We start from the raw sequence: 14,524 nt of genomic DNA on the forward strand, positions 1-14,524 counted from the left end.
CTCCCGCTTACGGTAACGGCGTTACAGAGATAAGGGTGTAACCCTGATCGCTCTGGCTAAAGCTGAAGCGAACGTTATCGCCCACCTTCACCTGCGGCAGCGGATGCTCCGGCGCAACCGTAAACTGCATGGTCATCGGCGGCCAGTGCAGCGCGGGAATAGCCTGATGGGCGATAGAGATCGCCTGCGGGGTGATTTTTTTGACACTGCCCTGGCTTTGATAAACCTGAACGGGCATCGCGTGATGGTGCGCCATGTCATGCGTTTGCGCGTAAGCGCTGAGGTGCGGGAAAAGCAGGATGCCTGAGAGCAGGCAGAGTAAATAGCTACGCATAGAAAATCTCCTGTTAAACATTAATGAAAGTAAAATCAATGTGTTAACAGGTCTCTATTCGCGAAAGCGGCAGAAGCGGATGGTGGCAGGGGGCCCGGCGGCAGGCGGGGTTAATACCCAGCTGCGCGAAGTGATAGCAGAACAAACAGGTTCGGCAATCGCCAGCGTCAGCGTGGCGGGCAGCGCCGCCAGTGAAGGGTAATGGCTCTCTTTTTGCACCTGATCGGGCACGCAGTGCTTCTCGCAGAGCGGCGCTTTCATCGCGTGGGCTTTTGGCGCGTCGTCACCCATTGCCAGATGGTGCAGATGCTGCTGCGCCATCGCTTCACTTGGTACCGGGAGCGCACAGCCGTGGGAGGCAATCGCCATCTGGCTCTGGATCAGCAGCCAACCCAATGCGATAAGCAGCATTAATAAATGCCGCTTAATAAAGCGCAATCGGTAGAGCCAGGCTGCGTGCATAACATCGCCATGGGTGAGTGAAGGTAACGGCGAGTATAAGCAGCCCGCTTTCTATTTTTAAAGGCTTTTTTAGTGAATTTTGCTGTCAAATCAAACTGAAACGAAAAACGCCAAAACAATTAACCAGCCGTTATCACGAATAAAACATAACTGCCGAAATTCATTAGCCTGAATTATCGTTTCGCCCGTATTTATTTTTCTGATTTATAACAATTCACGTAATATTGCGCGCAATGCAGCGCTTTGTTGATTTTAATCAGCTATCACGCCGTCGTTATTCGGCACATTGCGGTGCAGCCTTTTGCTTACTTTACTTTTTTTTTGTCCAACCTCCGGGACCCAATATGATTTCAACCCTGATTGAGCTGTTGATCGGCGTCGTGGTAATTGTCGGCGTCGCCCGCTACATCATTAAAGGCTACTCCGCCACCGGCGTACTGTTTGTCGGCGGTCTGGCGTTATTGATCGTCAGCGCGCTGATGGGCCACTCAATATTACCCTCCAGCGCCACCAGCACCGGTTATCGCGCCACCGACATTGTCGAATATATAAAAATCCTGCTGATGAGCCGCGGCGGCGATCTCGGCATGATGATCATGATGCTGTGCGGTTTTGCTGCCTACATGACGCACATTGGTGCTAACGATATGGTGGTCAAGCTGGCCTCGCGCCCGCTGCGCTTTATCAACTCGCCCTATATCCTGATGATTGCCGCCTATTTTGTCGCCTGCCTGATGTCGCTGGCGGTCTCTTCGGCAACCGGCCTTGGCGTGCTGTTGATGGCAACGCTCTTCCCGGTGATGGTTAACGTCGGCATCAGCCGCGGCGCGGCGGCGGCGATTTGCGCCTCCCCGGCAGCGATTATTCTCTCGCCCACCTCCGGCGACGTAGTGCTGGCCGCGAAAGCCGCAGAGATGCCGCTGGTTGATTTCGCCTTTAAAACCACCCTGCCTATCTCTATCGCCGCGATTATCGCCATGGCCATCGCCCACTTCTTCTGGCAGCGCTATCTCGATAAGAAAGAGAATATTGTTAGCGAAATGCTGGATGTGAAAGAGATCACCACCCGCGCGCCCGCGTTTTACGCCATCCTGCCCTTTACACCGATCATCGGCGTGCTGATTTTTGACGGTAAATGGGGCCCGGAGCTGCACATTATTACCATCCTCGTGATCTGTATGCTGATTGCCGCAGTGCTGGAGTTTTTGCGCGGCTTTAATACGCAGAATGTCTTCAGCGGGCTGGAAGTGGCCTGGCGCGGCATGGCCGATGCCTTTGCCGGTGTCGTGATGCTGCTGGTTGCCGCGGGCGTCTTCGCCCAGGGGCTGAGCACCATCGGCTTTATCCAGAGCCTGATCTCCATTGCTACCTCGTTCGGCTCCGCTAGCATTATTTTGATGCTGGTGCTGGTGATCCTCACCATGCTGGCAGCGATGACGACGGGTTCCGGTAACGCACCGTTTTACGCGTTTGTGGAGATGATCCCAAAACTGGCGCGCGAAGCGGGCATTAACCCGGCCTATCTGTCGATTCCAATGTTGCAGGCCTCCAACCTTGGTCGCACCATTTCGCCGGTCTCTGGCGTGGTGGTTGCCGTGGCCGGGATGGCAAACATTTCGCCATTTGAAGTGGTAAAACGCACCTCCGTACCGATTCTGGTTGGCCTGGTGGTAGTAATTGTGGCTACCGAAATCCTCGTGCCTGGCGCAGCAGTTCACTAACGCTGTCGGGTTTCAGAAGTTGAAAAAGCGCCTGCCCGGCGCTTTTTTTATGGTTTAATAACCTATGGCAATTATCTGGACCCATTAATCAGGAACTGAAATGTTTAAAAAGGGACTCTTCATCAGCACAGGCATTGCCGCGCTACTCTTTACTTCTGCCTATGCCGCACCGCTGCAACCGAAGCAGTATGGCGATTTTGATCGCTACGTGCTGGCGCTCTCCTGGCAGACCGGTTTTTGCCAGAGCATGCACGACAACGGGCGCGACGAGCCTGACGAGTGCCGTCTGCAAAAATCCCCGGACGACAAAGCCGATAATTTGACGGTGCACGGTTTATGGCCGGGCCTGCCTAAATCGATCGCCGCGCGCGGCGTCGATAACCGCCGCTGGATGCGCTTTGGCTGCGCCACGCGCCCGATCCCCGATATGCCGGAAGCGAAGACCAGCCAGAAATGCGCGGCGGCAGAGACCGGTTTATCGCTGGAGATGGCAGATAAACTCAACGCTGCCATGCCCGGCTCCGGCGGTAACTCCTGCCTCGAGCGCTACGAATACGCCAAGCACGGCGTCTGTTTCGGCTTCGATCCCGATGACTATTTTGGCGCGATGGTGCGTCTGAATCATGAGATCAAAACCAGCCCGCTCGGAGTGTTTCTCGCCAATAACTACGGCAAAGCGATCACCCGCACCGCCTTTGATGCTGCCGTCGCCGAGGCTTACGGCAAGCAGAGCGTGAAAGCGGTGAAACTCACCTGTAACGGCAATCCGGCCTATTTGACCGAGATGCAGGTTGCCATCAAAGCCGAAGCGATTAACGCGCCGCTCTCTGGCCGCTCGCTGCTGCCACAGCCGCACCCCGGCAACTGTGGGGATCACTTTATCCTCGACAGCGCGGGTTACTGATTGCTGCGGAATAATCATAATTGAGGCAAATGTGCGCCTGGTCACTTCACAGCATGGGGCCGGGTTAGTATCATCAGCTTCTGACAAACCCTCGCTGCCCGTCGGCGAGGGTTTTTCTTTGGATCAATCACCTGACACGGAGTAAGAGATGTCCAGACCTGCCATTATCATTAATGAGCGAGACGCTGAGCGCCTTGACCGCTTGCTGGAGCAGCCTGCACATGCCAGCCTTGCGGTCGCCGATGCGCTGAATGAGGAGTTAGATCGCGCCAATATGTGCGCGCCAGAAGCGATGCCGCATGATGTGGTGACGATGAACAGCACGGTAAAATTCCGCGAGCTGAAAAGCGGTGAAATCCGCGTACGTACGCTGGTCTACCCGGCGAAGATGACAGACAGCGCCACGCAGCTGTCGGTACTGGCCCCGGTGGGCGCGGCGCTGTTAGGTTTACGTGTTGGTGATTCCATTCACTGGACGTTGCCGGGGGGAACCACCACCGACCTTGAAGTGCTGGAGCTGCTATACCAGCCCGAAGCCGCTGGCGATTTCATGCTCTGATCCCCGCCCTGCTTTGTTTTGCAGAGGATGCGCCCGCATCCTCTTTCCGGCGCCCGCCATTGTTCAGATTTGCCACCCATGCAGCAAAATCCCCCTTCTCTTTGTGCTTCAATTCCCGGGACATAACCCACAGGGAGACGCGTTTATGTACCAGACAATCATTATGCCGGTCGATATTTTCGAAATGGAGTTAAGTGATAAAGCCGTTCGTCACGCCGAATTCCTCGCCCAGAGCGAAGGTGTCATTCACCTGCTGCATGTGTTACCCGCTTCCGCGAGCCTCAGCCTGCACCGTTTCGCCGCCGATTTACGCCGCTTCGAAGAGCATCTGCACCAGGAGGCGCAAACCCGCCTGGAGAGTATGCGAAGCCATTTCTCCATCGATCCCTCGCGTATTCATACCCACGTTCGCTTCGGCAGCGTGCGCGATATGGTCAATGAGCTTGGCGAAGAGCTGCATGCGGATATGGTGGTGATCGCCTCGCGCAACCCGTCCATCAGCACCCATTTGCTCGGCTCCAACGCCTCAAGCGTGGTGCGCCATGCGCATATTCCGGTGTTGGTCGTGCGGTAGAGGGGGCTTATTGCCGGATGGCGGCTCCGCCTTATCCGGCCTACAAACGGCGGCGATCCCCGTAGGCCGGATAAGCGCCAGCGCCATCCGGCAAAAAAGAGGCACAACCCCGTAGGCCGGATAAGCGTTAGCGCCATCCGGCAAAAAAGGGGCACCCAACCCGCAACCCGGCTCCATCCGGACAAAAAAAAGCTGCCTTGCGGCAGCTTTTTATATGCAGGTGACTCTTACTTTCTTATTTTTACTTACGCTTTGGTACGGATCAGGTAATCAAACGCGCTCAGTGACGCTTTGGCACCTTCGCCGGTAGCGATAATGATCTGTTTGTACGGCACCGTGGTGCAGTCGCCCGCCGCGAACACGCCTTTCACGCTGGTTTCGCATTTGGCGTCGATAATGATTTCGCCCATGCGGTTGCGCTCAATCGCGCCTTCCAGCCAGGTGGTGTTCGGCAGCAGACCGATCTGAACGAAGATCCCCGCCAGCGCAACCTGATGTACATCGCCGCTCACGCGGTCGCGGTACTCAAGGCCGGTCACTTTGGTGCCGTCGCCTTTCACTTCGGTGGTCTGCGCGTTCAGAACGATATCGACGTTCTTCAGGCTGCGAACTTTATCCTGCAACACCTGATCCGCTTTCATCTCCGGAGCAAACTCCAGCAGCGTTACGTGTTCAACAATCCCGGCGAGATCGATAGCTGCTTCGACGCCGGAGTTACCGCCGCCGATCACCGCCACGCGCTTGCCTTTAAACAGCGGGCCGTCGCAGTGCGGGCAGTAGGTCACGCCCTTGGTGCGATACTGATCTTCGCCCGGCACGTTCATGTTGCGCCATTTCGCACCGGTCGCAATGATGACGGTACGCGCTTTCAGCACCGCGCCAGACGCGGTTTCAATCTGATGCAGGCCGCCTTCAACCGACGCCGGAACCAGCTTGCTGGCGCTCTGGCTGTCAATCACGTCAACATCATAATCCGCAACGTGCGCTTTCAGGGCACCCGCAAACTGCTGGCCTTCGGTTTTTGGCACGGAGATGTAGTTTTCGATATCAACGGTATCCAGCACCTGGCCGCCGAAGCGTTCGCCCATCAGACCGGTACGAATGCCTTTACGGGCAGAGTAGACGGAGGCCGCTGCGCCGGCCGGGCCGGAGCCAACAATCAGCACATCGTAAGCGTCACGTTTGTTCAGCTCTTCCGCCGCACGTTTTTCCGCGCCGGTATCAATTTTCGCCACGATCTCTGTCAGCGTCATACGACCCTGACCAAACTCCTGACCGTTAACGTAGACCGCCGGAACGCCCATCACGTTACGATCGGTGATTTCGTTCTGGAAGGTGCCGCCGTCAATCGCCGTGTGCTTGATGCGCGGGTTCAGCACCGACATCAGGTTCAGCGCCTGCACCACGTCCGGGCAGTTGTGGCAGGAGAGCGAGTAGTAAGTCTCGAATTCGAAGTCGCCGTCGATATCGCGGATCTGCTCCAGCAGCGCCTGCGCTTCTTTCGACGGATGACCGCCGGTCCACAGCAGCGCCAGCACCAGCGAAGTAAATTCATGCCCCAGCGGAGAGCCAGCAAAGCGCGGGCCAGTGTGCGAGCCTGGGTTGGTGATCAGGAACGAGGGCTTACGCACCGCCAGGGTGTTGTCCTCTTTAAAGGTCACTTTGTCAGAGAGCTCGGCGATTTCGCCCAGCAGCTCTTTGATCTCATTAGATTTTGCGCTGTCATCCAGCGTCGCGATCAACTCAACAGGCTTGGTCAGTTTCTCAAGATAAGCCTTGAGCTGGGTTTTCATTGTAGTGTCGAGCATGTCGGTATCCTTCTCTTAAAACATCATCATGCAAGCTGCCTCATTGGAGCCGCCTGGATGCAACTTGAATCATGGTGTGTGGAAGAAAAACGGGTGCATTGCACCCGTTTTACGCCGGGTGGCGCTACGCTTACCCGGCCTACGTTTGCAGACCGGGAGAGACTTTGCGCCGCCGGAAATTTAGATTTTGCCAACCAGGTCCAGGGACGGAGCCAGGGTCGCTTCGCCTTCTTTCCACTTAGCCGGGCACACTTCGCCTGGGTGAGAAGCAACATACTGAGCCGCTTTGATTTTACGCAGCAGATCAGATGCGTCACGGCCGATGCCTTCAGCGGTCACTTCGATAGCCTGGATGATGCCCTGCGGGTCAACGATGAAGGTACCGCGGTCTGCCAGACCTTCGTCTTCACGCATGATTTCGAAGTTACGGGTCAGGGCACCAGTCGGGTCGCCGATCATCGCGTATTTGATTTTCGCGATGGTGTCAGAGCTGCTGTGCCATGCTTTGTGCGTGAAGTGGGTGTCGGTGGAAACAGAGTAAACGTCAACGCCCAGTTTCTGCAGTTCTTCGTAGTGGTCAGCCACGTCGCCCAGTTCGGTCGGGCATACGAAGGTGAAGTCAGCCGGGTAGAAGAAGAAGACGCTCCAGCGGCCTTCGGTATCTTTCTCGGTTACTTCGATGAATTCACCGTTTTTGAACGCCTGGTTTTTGAAAGGTTTGATCTTGGTGTTAATTAAGGACATCTATACTTCCTCCGTGTTTTCGTTGGGGCATAAGTTAACGAACTTTGCTTACGACGGCTAATGCGTTTGCATTATCAAATCAATAAGCGTTAGCTAACAAACGCCAACGAACAACTCTGTGAACAGACATTAGCCAAAAGTAAAAAGGCCACCGGTACGGGTGGCCTCAATATCTGAAATACCCGCGGGTGACTTCAGTGCCAGCACGCTGGCTGTGCGATACGCCTGCCATCTGTCGACGGCAAACAGGGTTGATTACACCACTCCCCTGCGACTTCGACAATCATTATTCCCTGTCTCTTGCCTATGGCTGTGATAGGTTTAGCCTTTGTTACCTTTAGCCCCTGAATTGATAAGGATTTTTATGCTTAAACGCCTGTTAATGCTCACCCTGCTGCCGCTGACCCTGCACGCCGAAGATCTGCCCGCGCCGGTTAAAGCCATTGAAAAGCAAGGCATTACCATCATTAAATCCTTTGACGCGCCGGGCGGTATGAAGGGCTATCTGGGTAAATATCAGGAGATGGGCGTCACCATCTACGTCACGCCGGACGGCAAACACGCCATCTCTGGCTATATGTATGACGGAGCGGGCACCAATCTCAGCGAAAAGCTGTTCAATCAGGAGCTTTATGGCCCGGCCGGGCGCGAACTCTGGCAGCGGATGGAGAAAGCAGACTGGATCCTCGACGGGCAAAAAACCGCGCCGCGCGTGGTGTACGTCTTTGCCGACCCCTACTGCCCCTACTGCAAACAGTTCTGGCAGCAGGCGCGCCCGTGGGTGGAGTCCGGCAAAGTGCAGATCCGCACCTTAATGGTCGGCGTAATCAAACCGGAAAGCCCGGCGGCCGCAGCGGCGATCCTCAGCGCGAAAGATCCGGCCAAAAACTGGCATGAGTATGAGCAGTCGAACGGCAAAATGGTGCTGGCGCTGCCGAAAACCATCCCGCCGGCGATTATGCGCTCGCTCAATCTCAATCAGAAAATCATGGACGATCTCGGGGCCAACGCCACACCCGCTATCTACTATATGAATGAAGATAATGTGCTCCAGCAGGCGGTCGGCCTGCCGGATGCAGAAAAGCTCAAAACGATTATGGGCGAGAAGTAAGCCGTTACAGCGTGCAGAGACGCTCTGCCGCCGCCAGCAGCGTCGATTCCTGTTTCGCAAAGCAGAGGCGAATCAGCTTATGCGGGAAGGGAGCGGCGCAGAACACCGACAGCGGAATGGCCGCCACGCCCACCTCTTTCGTCAGCCACTGGCAAAAAGCGACATCATCGAGATCGGAGATGGCGCTGTAATCCGCCAGCAAAAAGTAGGTTCCTTCGCAGGGCAAAATCTCCAGCTTGCTCTCGCGTAATGCATTGACCAGCACATCGCGGCGTTCGCGGTAAAACTCCGGCAACTCGCGGTAGTGCTGCGGCTCGGCGCGCAGCATATCAGCCAGCGCCAGCTGCGCCGGGGTGTTCACCGAAAAGGTTAAATACTGGTGCACTTTGCGCAGCTCGGCGCTGATGGCGGCAGGCGCAATGCAGTACCCCACTTTCCAGCCGGTCATATGATAGGTTTTGCCAAACGAAGATACTGCAACCGCGCGCTCGCGCAGTTGCGGATGCTTCAGCACGCTGGCATGGCCGCCGTCGGCAAAGCAGATATGCTCGTAGACTTCATCGCTCAGCACGTAGATCTCACGATCACCAATCGCCTGCCACAGCGCGGCAAAATCTGCCTCCTGCCACACCGTCGCCGACGGGTTGTGCGGCGTATTAACGATCACCAGCCGGGTACGATCGCTGAGCCGCGCGGCAAAAGCCTGCCAGTCAACGCGAAAGTGCGGTGGTTGCAGGGCGATGCGCTTCAGCACCCCGCCAGAAAGCTCAACCGCAGGCGCGTAGCTGTCGTAGCTCGGATCGAAACAGATAACCTCATCGCCCTCGCGCACCAGCGCAGTGATCGCCGCATAGAGCGCTTCCGTCGCCCCGGCGGTGACGGTAATGTCGCTGTTCACGTCTGGCTGATGGCCATAAAGCGCTGCCGTTTTCTCGGCAATCGCTTCGCGCAATGCCTGCACGCCGGTCATCGGCGCATATTGATTTGCGCCCTGCGCAACGTGATACGCCAGCCGCTCCTGCAAATAGCGCGGGCCGTCAAAATCCGGGAAGCCTTGTGAAAGATTAATCGCCTGATGTTGCTGGGCGAGCGCGCTCATTTGCGTGAATATGGTAGTGCCTAAAGCGGGGAGTTTACTCTCAGGAATCAAAGGGTTATTGCGCATCTTTTCGTGCCTGCTGTCGAGACTCAAGTTGCCGCCACTATAACACGATGCTAGTATTTGGCAATCAAGACGCTTAGACGTCTATATCACAACGATATTCCTGATAAGGAAACGCGATGACCGACAACCTGCAACTCCAGCAACTTGTTTCTGCCTGCCACTGGATCGGCGCCAAAGGGTGGGCACCCGCGACGGGCGGTAATATGTCCCTGCGCCAAAGTGCCGAATGGTGCTGGCTGAGCGAGTCCGGCAAAGATAAAGGCAGCCTGACGCCGGAGGATTTTTTGCAGGTTTCCATCGCCGATAACCATGCGCCATCCGGGCGCAAGCCCTCCGCCGAAACCGGTCTCCATACCCTGATTTACCGCCTCTACCCTGACGCTAACGCGGTGCTGCATGTGCACACCGTCAACGCCACCGTGCTGTCGCGGGTGGAGAAAAGCGCCGCGCTGCAACTGAGCGGGTATGAGATGCAAAAATCCCTCAGCGGGCAGCAGACGCACCTCGATAGCGTGCCGATTGCTATTTTCGACAATGATCAGGATATCGACGCGCTCGCCGGGCGCATCGCCACTTATGCCGAATCAAACCCGTTACGTTATGGTTTTCTGCTGCGCGGCCACGGGTTAACCTGCTGGGGGCGCGACGTCGCCGAAGCGCGCCGCCACCTCGAAGGGCTGGAGTTTTTATTTGAATGCGAATTGCAACGCCGACTGCTGGAGAGATTATGATCCGCGCGATTGTCACCGATATAGAAGGCACCACCAGCGATATCCGCTTTGTGCACAACGTTCTCTTCCCCTACGCCCGCGAGCGGCTGGCGGGTTTTGTCACCGCGCAGCAGTACCAGGAGCCGGTCAATACTATTCTTGATAATCTGCGAGAAGAGATTGCGCAGCCGAACGCCACCAGCGCCGAGCTTATCGAAGTCCTGTTTTCATTTATGGATGAAGACCGCAAATCGACGGCGTTAAAAGCACTTCAGGGCATTATCTGGCGCGATGGCTACGTGAACGGCGATTTTACCGGCCATCTCTACCCGGACGTACTGCCCGCGCTGGAGAACTGGAAAGCGCAGGGCATTGATCTCTATGTATATTCCTCTGGCTCCGTTGCTGCGCAAAAACTGTTATTTGGCTACAGCGACGAAGGTGATATTACTCATCTCTTCAGCGGCTATTTTGACACGCTGGTCGGTGCGAAGCGCGAAGTGCAATCCTATCGCAATATCGCCGCACAGCTTGCGCTCCCGCCCTCTTCTATTCTCTTCCTCTCCGATATTCATCAGGAGCTGGACGCTGCCGAAGAGGCCGGTTTTCGCACCACGCAACTGATTCGCGATGATGATGACGCAGCCAGCCATCATCACCAGGTTAACTCATTCAGCACCATCAAGCCGGAGCAGATCCCCTCATGAGCGCACTGACGATTTACACCGACACCGATGCCAGCACGCCGGTATGGCACAGCACCGACGCCACAGAGATTCAGCAGAAGCTGAATGCGAAAGCGGTGCGCTTTGAGCGCTGGCAGGCCGACCGCGATTTGGGCGCTAACCCAACACCGGAAACGGTGATCAACGCCTATCAGCACGCTATCGACAAGCTGGTGGAGGAGAAAGGCTACCAGAGCTGGGATGTGATCAGCCTGCGCGCCGACAACCCGCAAAAAGAGGCGCTGCGCAGCAAGTTCCTCAGCGAACACACCCACGGCGAAGATGAAGTGCGTTTCTTCGTTGAAGGTGCCGGGCTCTTCTGCCTGCATATCGGCAACGAAGTCTACCAGGTGCTGTGCGAGAAGAACGACCTTATCTCCGTCCCCGCCGGCACACCGCACTGGTTTGATATGGGTTCAGAACCCAACTTCACGGCGATCAGGATTTTTGATAATCCCGAGGGATGGATCGCGCAGTTTACCGGTGATGCGATTGCGGACGGGTATCCAAGGTTGGCGTAAACAAAAAAGGCTCCGCAGGGAGCCTTTAATCTTTTAATCGACCTTCTTCAGCCCACCGCTTTGCCTGAGAATGTACGCATCGTCATCAATATCGAACTGGATATCGCCATTTTTTCGGTAACGGACAATCATTAAAATATCTTTATCAAGGCAATTCTTTGGTTCCTTCATATCGTCGAAACAGAGGCGATCCTCTTTGCCTGACTCCTGATAGCCTTCGCCAAAACGGTAGATGTAGTAATTCAAAGCGCGATTATGGATTTGCGCGTCATCTTCGTTGGCGAGGATATTTTTGCTTTCATCCCGCCACCACGCAATTTTCTTCGCATCTGATAGTGGCAACTGGTCAACGACAACAACCGGGGCGTAGTTATCTTTATGAATGGCAATGATTTTTACGGGAACGGTGATGAATACATAGTAAAAAATGAGTAAAGCACCCGCCATAAAGCAGCAAATCGATATTCCCTTTTTCATGCAAAAACTCCATATGGAGGGGCAATGAATCTTGTGTCATGCCATTCACTTAATGATTTTTAGTACGTCTTCCACCGCCAGCCCCACCAACCTCGCCAGATGTACAAACTCCACCACATCCAGCCTCCTTTCGCCGCTCTCGATTTTGGCGATAAAGGATTGTGGTCGCCCGAGCGCCTCAGCAAGCTGCATCTGCGTGATGCCCTGCGCTTTACGCGCTTGCTTAAGTGCCGCGATAACGCGCTGGTACTCGTCTGAGTAGACAGAAGCCATAAATTCGATCCCTTAAAAATATCCTGAAATCGAATATCTACCCATTGCCATTTTATCCCAAAACAGGATAATTGAGTGCATAACAGCCACGTGTAAGGAGAACACTATGGAACATCAGAACTGGCACCATGCTGACATTCTCGCCGCGCTGAAAAAGCGCGGGATGAGCCTGGCGGCGTTATCGCGTTCAGCAGGATTATCATCGTCAACGTTAGCTAACACCTTGTATCGCCCCTGGCCGAAGGGTGAATACATCATTGCCCATGCTCTCGATCTCACTCCCGACGCCATCTGGCCGGAGCGCTACAAAGATGCTCAAGGGAACAAAATCAGGCGTCGTTTGCGTCAGATTCCTTGCTAAGCGTTGGATATAAAACAGAGGTTTTCTTCCTACTGCCCAATTTTTGGGCAGTAGTCTATTCAGTCACTCTTTTGATTTTCCAACTTTATTATTAAGTTTAAATTAATAAGAATTTATACACACTAAACTCTCAAGCCAATAAAGATTTAGAATGTACAATATATCCATAAGCCATCATAAAAGCAGGCGGAATATATTATATAAAGCATTCACAACACATTTATTTAGCTTTATTAACCTTTGTATTTAATCATTATTCCTCCGCAATCCGTGTCCAGATCAAAAAAGGCTTAAAAGACTCTTCTTTTTATAATGTTCTGGCTGAAGGTTTCACTTTAGTCGCCGATAAAAATAGCATCCGCATTGGATATGGATTGCACCTGAGGCCGTTATGACTATTTTAAGAAAGTTAATTATTGTTTTTGCCATCACCTTTATTGCGATGCTTGTGCTGGGCGGATTAAGCATCAGGGCATTAGATAATGCGCAAACCCGTTTTGACTATGTTGTGTCAAATAGTCTGCCGAGCATCAGCAAGCTGAGCGAAGCGGTGCAGCACCGCGAAGAGGCAAGACGCCAGATCCTGATGTCGCTGCTGGTGACCGATGAAGCGGTGTTTACCAAACATATGGCGCAGGCGAAAGATGAGTTAAATAAAACTCGCCAGATCTTTGATGAGTACCAGGCCAATCTGGTCAGCGATCCCGTCGACGGCCAATTACTGAAAAAAACGCGTGATATTTTTGATGATTATGTGCAAAAAACCGAGGCTATGTCTGATACCTACCATAACCAGGGAATAGAAGCGGCGCGTCTGATGGTCTCTGACGGTGGTGTTACTGCCAATGCATCAGTGGCATTAAGTGCCGGTTTAAAAGAGATGCTGGCGCATAATTACAGTATTGCGAAAGAGTATGCCGAAAATAACCATACGCAATATATCAATACCTTCTGGCTGTTAGTGGGCACGATTGTCTTTCTGGTTGCGCTGGTCGCGGTATTCGCCACGGTTATTCTGCGCTACTTAAGTAAGGGCTTAAAAAGTTTGCAGGAGAGCATGGGATTAATCAGCCGCTCCCTCGATTTAACCCATAAAGTGGCGCTGAATAATAACGATGAACTCGGCGCGACGGCAGCAAGTTTTAACGCGCTGACGGATAAAATCCGCCACGTATTAGCCAGCGTAAAAGATGCCAGTAACGAAGTAGATACCGCCGCCAGCGAGATCGCCAAAAGCAATGATGACCTCTCTTCGCGCACCGAGTCGCAGGCGTCGTCGCTGGAGCAGACCGCAGCCAGCATGAATGAGCTGTCGGTAACAGTGAAACACAATATGGACAACGCCAAAGAGGCGAACACCTATATCGGCCGCGTGCAGACGATGGTCAATGAGAGCCACCGCGAACTCAGTTCGCTGCAAAAATCGATTGATGATATTTCGGCTTCTTCCGCGAAGATTTCGGAAATTACAGACATCATTGACGGCATTGCGTTCCAGACCAATATCCTGGCGCTTAACGCCGCCGTTGAAGCCGCCCGCGCGGGTGAGCAAGGTAAAGGCTTTGCGGTGGTAGCAGGCGAAGTGCGATCGCTGTCTCAGCGCTCATCCGTTGCAGCGCGCGATATTCGTGGTCTGATTGATGAAGCGATTAAGAATGTCGGCCAGGGGGTGAATTACGCCGCCAATGTCACCACGCGCATGAACGATGCCCTCGGCGCAGTGGATGAAACCACAGTGCTGATAAACCAGGTGAATAACTCATCCACCGAGCAGAGCTACGGTATTGAGCAGGTTAACGTCGCCGTCAGCCAGATGGAAGGCAACCTGCAACAGAACGCCGCGATGGTGGAAGAGATGGCCACCGCCGCCAACTCCCTCAGCCACCAGGCCGGCAAGCTGTTGAATGATGTGAACGCCTTTAAGCTGTAACCTGAAAGCCATTGCCGGATGGCGGCTAACGCCTTATCCGGCCTACGTAATTCCCCGCCGGATGATGCCCAGCATCACTCCGGCATTTTTGTAGGCCCGATAAGCGCAGCGCCATCGGACAATGCGCCGGATGGCGGCTCACGCC

Annotated in this window: 17 protein-coding genes; 10 read left to right on the forward strand and 7 right to left on the reverse strand. The window is 54.4% G+C overall.

Annotated elements, in window-relative coordinates; translation table 11 throughout:
- Positions 1 to 7 precede the first annotated feature (7 nt).
- A complete protein-coding gene (locus N7V53_RS04250) occupies positions 8 to 334 on the reverse strand; it encodes a copper-binding protein (protein WP_279792255.1) in 327 nt (108 codons plus the stop codon).
- 54 nt (positions 335 to 388) lie between these two features.
- Positions 389 to 796 (reverse strand): DUF2946 domain-containing protein, encoded by a 408-nt coding sequence (locus N7V53_RS04255; RefSeq protein WP_139965440.1) that lies wholly within the window; start codon positions 794 to 796, stop codon positions 389 to 391.
- Between the two features lie 347 nt (positions 797 to 1,143).
- On the opposite strand from N7V53_RS04255, the gene dcuC reads away from it, so the two are divergent.
- The 4 genes from dcuC to uspG all read left to right on the forward strand — a co-directional run bounded on the left by dcuC (position 1,144) and on the right by uspG (position 4,554).
- A complete protein-coding gene (gene dcuC / locus N7V53_RS04260) occupies positions 1,144 to 2,517 on the forward strand; it encodes an anaerobic C4-dicarboxylate transporter DcuC (protein ID WP_094193105.1) in 1,374 nt (457 codons plus the stop codon).
- A 100-nt stretch (positions 2,518 to 2,617) separates the two neighbouring features.
- On the forward strand, positions 2,618 to 3,421 hold the full coding sequence (rna, locus tag N7V53_RS04265; RefSeq protein WP_279792259.1) for a ribonuclease I: 804 nt from the start codon (positions 2,618 to 2,620) through the stop codon (positions 3,419 to 3,421).
- 148 nt (positions 3,422 to 3,569) lie between these two features.
- Positions 3,570 to 3,980 (forward strand): nucleoside diphosphate kinase regulator, encoded by a 411-nt coding sequence (rnk, locus tag N7V53_RS04270; RefSeq protein ID WP_279792261.1) that lies wholly within the window; start codon positions 3,570 to 3,572, stop codon positions 3,978 to 3,980.
- A 145-nt stretch (positions 3,981 to 4,125) separates the two neighbouring features.
- On the forward strand, positions 4,126 to 4,554 hold the full coding sequence (gene uspG, locus N7V53_RS04275; RefSeq protein WP_023479942.1) for a universal stress protein UspG: 429 nt from the start codon (positions 4,126 to 4,128) through the stop codon (positions 4,552 to 4,554).
- 245 nt (positions 4,555 to 4,799) lie between these two features.
- On the opposite strand, the gene ahpF is transcribed toward uspG, so the two are convergent.
- Positions 4,800 to 6,362 carry an alkyl hydroperoxide reductase subunit F gene (gene ahpF / locus N7V53_RS04280; RefSeq protein ID WP_023479972.1) on the reverse strand — a complete coding sequence of 521 codons (1,563 nt, stop codon included), beginning with the start codon at positions 6,360 to 6,362 and terminating at the stop codon, positions 4,800 to 4,802.
- Between the two features lie 180 nt (positions 6,363 to 6,542).
- On the reverse strand, positions 6,543 to 7,106 hold the full coding sequence (gene ahpC / locus N7V53_RS04285) for an alkyl hydroperoxide reductase subunit C (RefSeq protein ID WP_023479935.1): 564 nt from the start codon (positions 7,104 to 7,106) through the stop codon (positions 6,543 to 6,545).
- Positions 7,107 to 7,470: 364 nt separating this feature from the next.
- Between ahpC and dsbG the strand changes: the two genes are divergently transcribed.
- Entirely contained in the window at positions 7,471 to 8,217 is a 747-nt protein-coding gene (gene dsbG / locus N7V53_RS04290; protein ID WP_279792265.1) for a thiol:disulfide interchange protein DsbG, read from the forward strand.
- A gap of 4 nt (positions 8,218 to 8,221) precedes the next feature.
- On the opposite strand, the gene N7V53_RS04295 is transcribed toward dsbG, so the two are convergent.
- Positions 8,222 to 9,382: a pyridoxal phosphate-dependent aminotransferase gene (locus N7V53_RS04295; RefSeq protein ID WP_279792267.1), complete on the reverse strand. Its 1,161-nt coding sequence runs from the start codon at positions 9,380 to 9,382 to the stop codon at positions 8,222 to 8,224.
- 116 nt (positions 9,383 to 9,498) lie between these two features.
- On the opposite strand from N7V53_RS04295, the gene N7V53_RS04300 reads away from it, so the two are divergent.
- The 3 genes from N7V53_RS04300 to N7V53_RS04310 are packed head-to-tail and all read left to right on the forward strand — an operon-like array spanning position 9,499 to position 11,338.
- The gene (locus N7V53_RS04300) at positions 9,499 to 10,113 is read left to right on the forward strand and encodes a methylthioribulose 1-phosphate dehydratase (RefSeq protein ID WP_279792269.1); all 615 of its coding nucleotides are present in this window, start codon (positions 9,499 to 9,501) and stop codon (positions 10,111 to 10,113) included.
- Positions 10,110 to 10,799 carry an acireductone synthase gene (mtnC, locus tag N7V53_RS04305; RefSeq protein WP_279792270.1) on the forward strand — a complete coding sequence of 230 codons (690 nt, stop codon included), beginning with the start codon at positions 10,110 to 10,112 and terminating at the stop codon, positions 10,797 to 10,799. The genes N7V53_RS04300 and mtnC overlap by 4 nt, the downstream gene beginning before the upstream one ends.
- On the forward strand, positions 10,796 to 11,338 hold the full coding sequence (locus N7V53_RS04310) for an acireductone dioxygenase (protein WP_124969185.1): 543 nt from the start codon (positions 10,796 to 10,798) through the stop codon (positions 11,336 to 11,338). Before mtnC ends, N7V53_RS04310 begins: the two co-directional genes overlap by 4 nt.
- Positions 11,339 to 11,371: 33 nt before the next feature.
- On the opposite strand, the gene N7V53_RS04315 is transcribed toward N7V53_RS04310, so the two are convergent.
- Together N7V53_RS04315 and N7V53_RS04320 are read right to left on the reverse strand one after the other, a co-directional pair.
- A complete protein-coding gene (locus N7V53_RS04315; RefSeq protein WP_279792274.1) occupies positions 11,372 to 11,815 on the reverse strand; it encodes a DUF943 family protein in 444 nt (147 codons plus the stop codon).
- Positions 11,816 to 11,860: 45 nt separating this feature from the next.
- On the reverse strand, positions 11,861 to 12,088 hold the full coding sequence (locus tag N7V53_RS04320) for a helix-turn-helix transcriptional regulator (protein ID WP_128483415.1): 228 nt from the start codon (positions 12,086 to 12,088) through the stop codon (positions 11,861 to 11,863).
- 106 nt (positions 12,089 to 12,194) lie between these two features.
- Here N7V53_RS04320 and N7V53_RS04325 point away from each other — a divergent pair, with 106 nt between their 5' ends.
- Both N7V53_RS04325 and N7V53_RS04330 read left to right on the forward strand, forming a co-directional pair.
- A complete protein-coding gene (locus N7V53_RS04325) occupies positions 12,195 to 12,449 on the forward strand; it encodes a helix-turn-helix transcriptional regulator (RefSeq protein WP_139965446.1) in 255 nt (84 codons plus the stop codon).
- Positions 12,450 to 12,840: 391 nt separating this feature from the next.
- Positions 12,841 to 14,379, forward strand: coding sequence for a methyl-accepting chemotaxis protein (locus N7V53_RS04330; RefSeq protein WP_279792279.1), 1,539 nt, complete (start codon positions 12,841 to 12,843; stop codon positions 14,377 to 14,379).
- Positions 14,380 to 14,524: the final 145 nt, after the last annotated feature.

Origin of the sequence: Kosakonia sp. HypNH10 (assembly GCF_029850615.1) — a bacterium.
GTDB classification, from domain to species: Bacteria; Pseudomonadota; Gammaproteobacteria; order Enterobacterales; family Enterobacteriaceae; genus Kosakonia; species Kosakonia cowanii.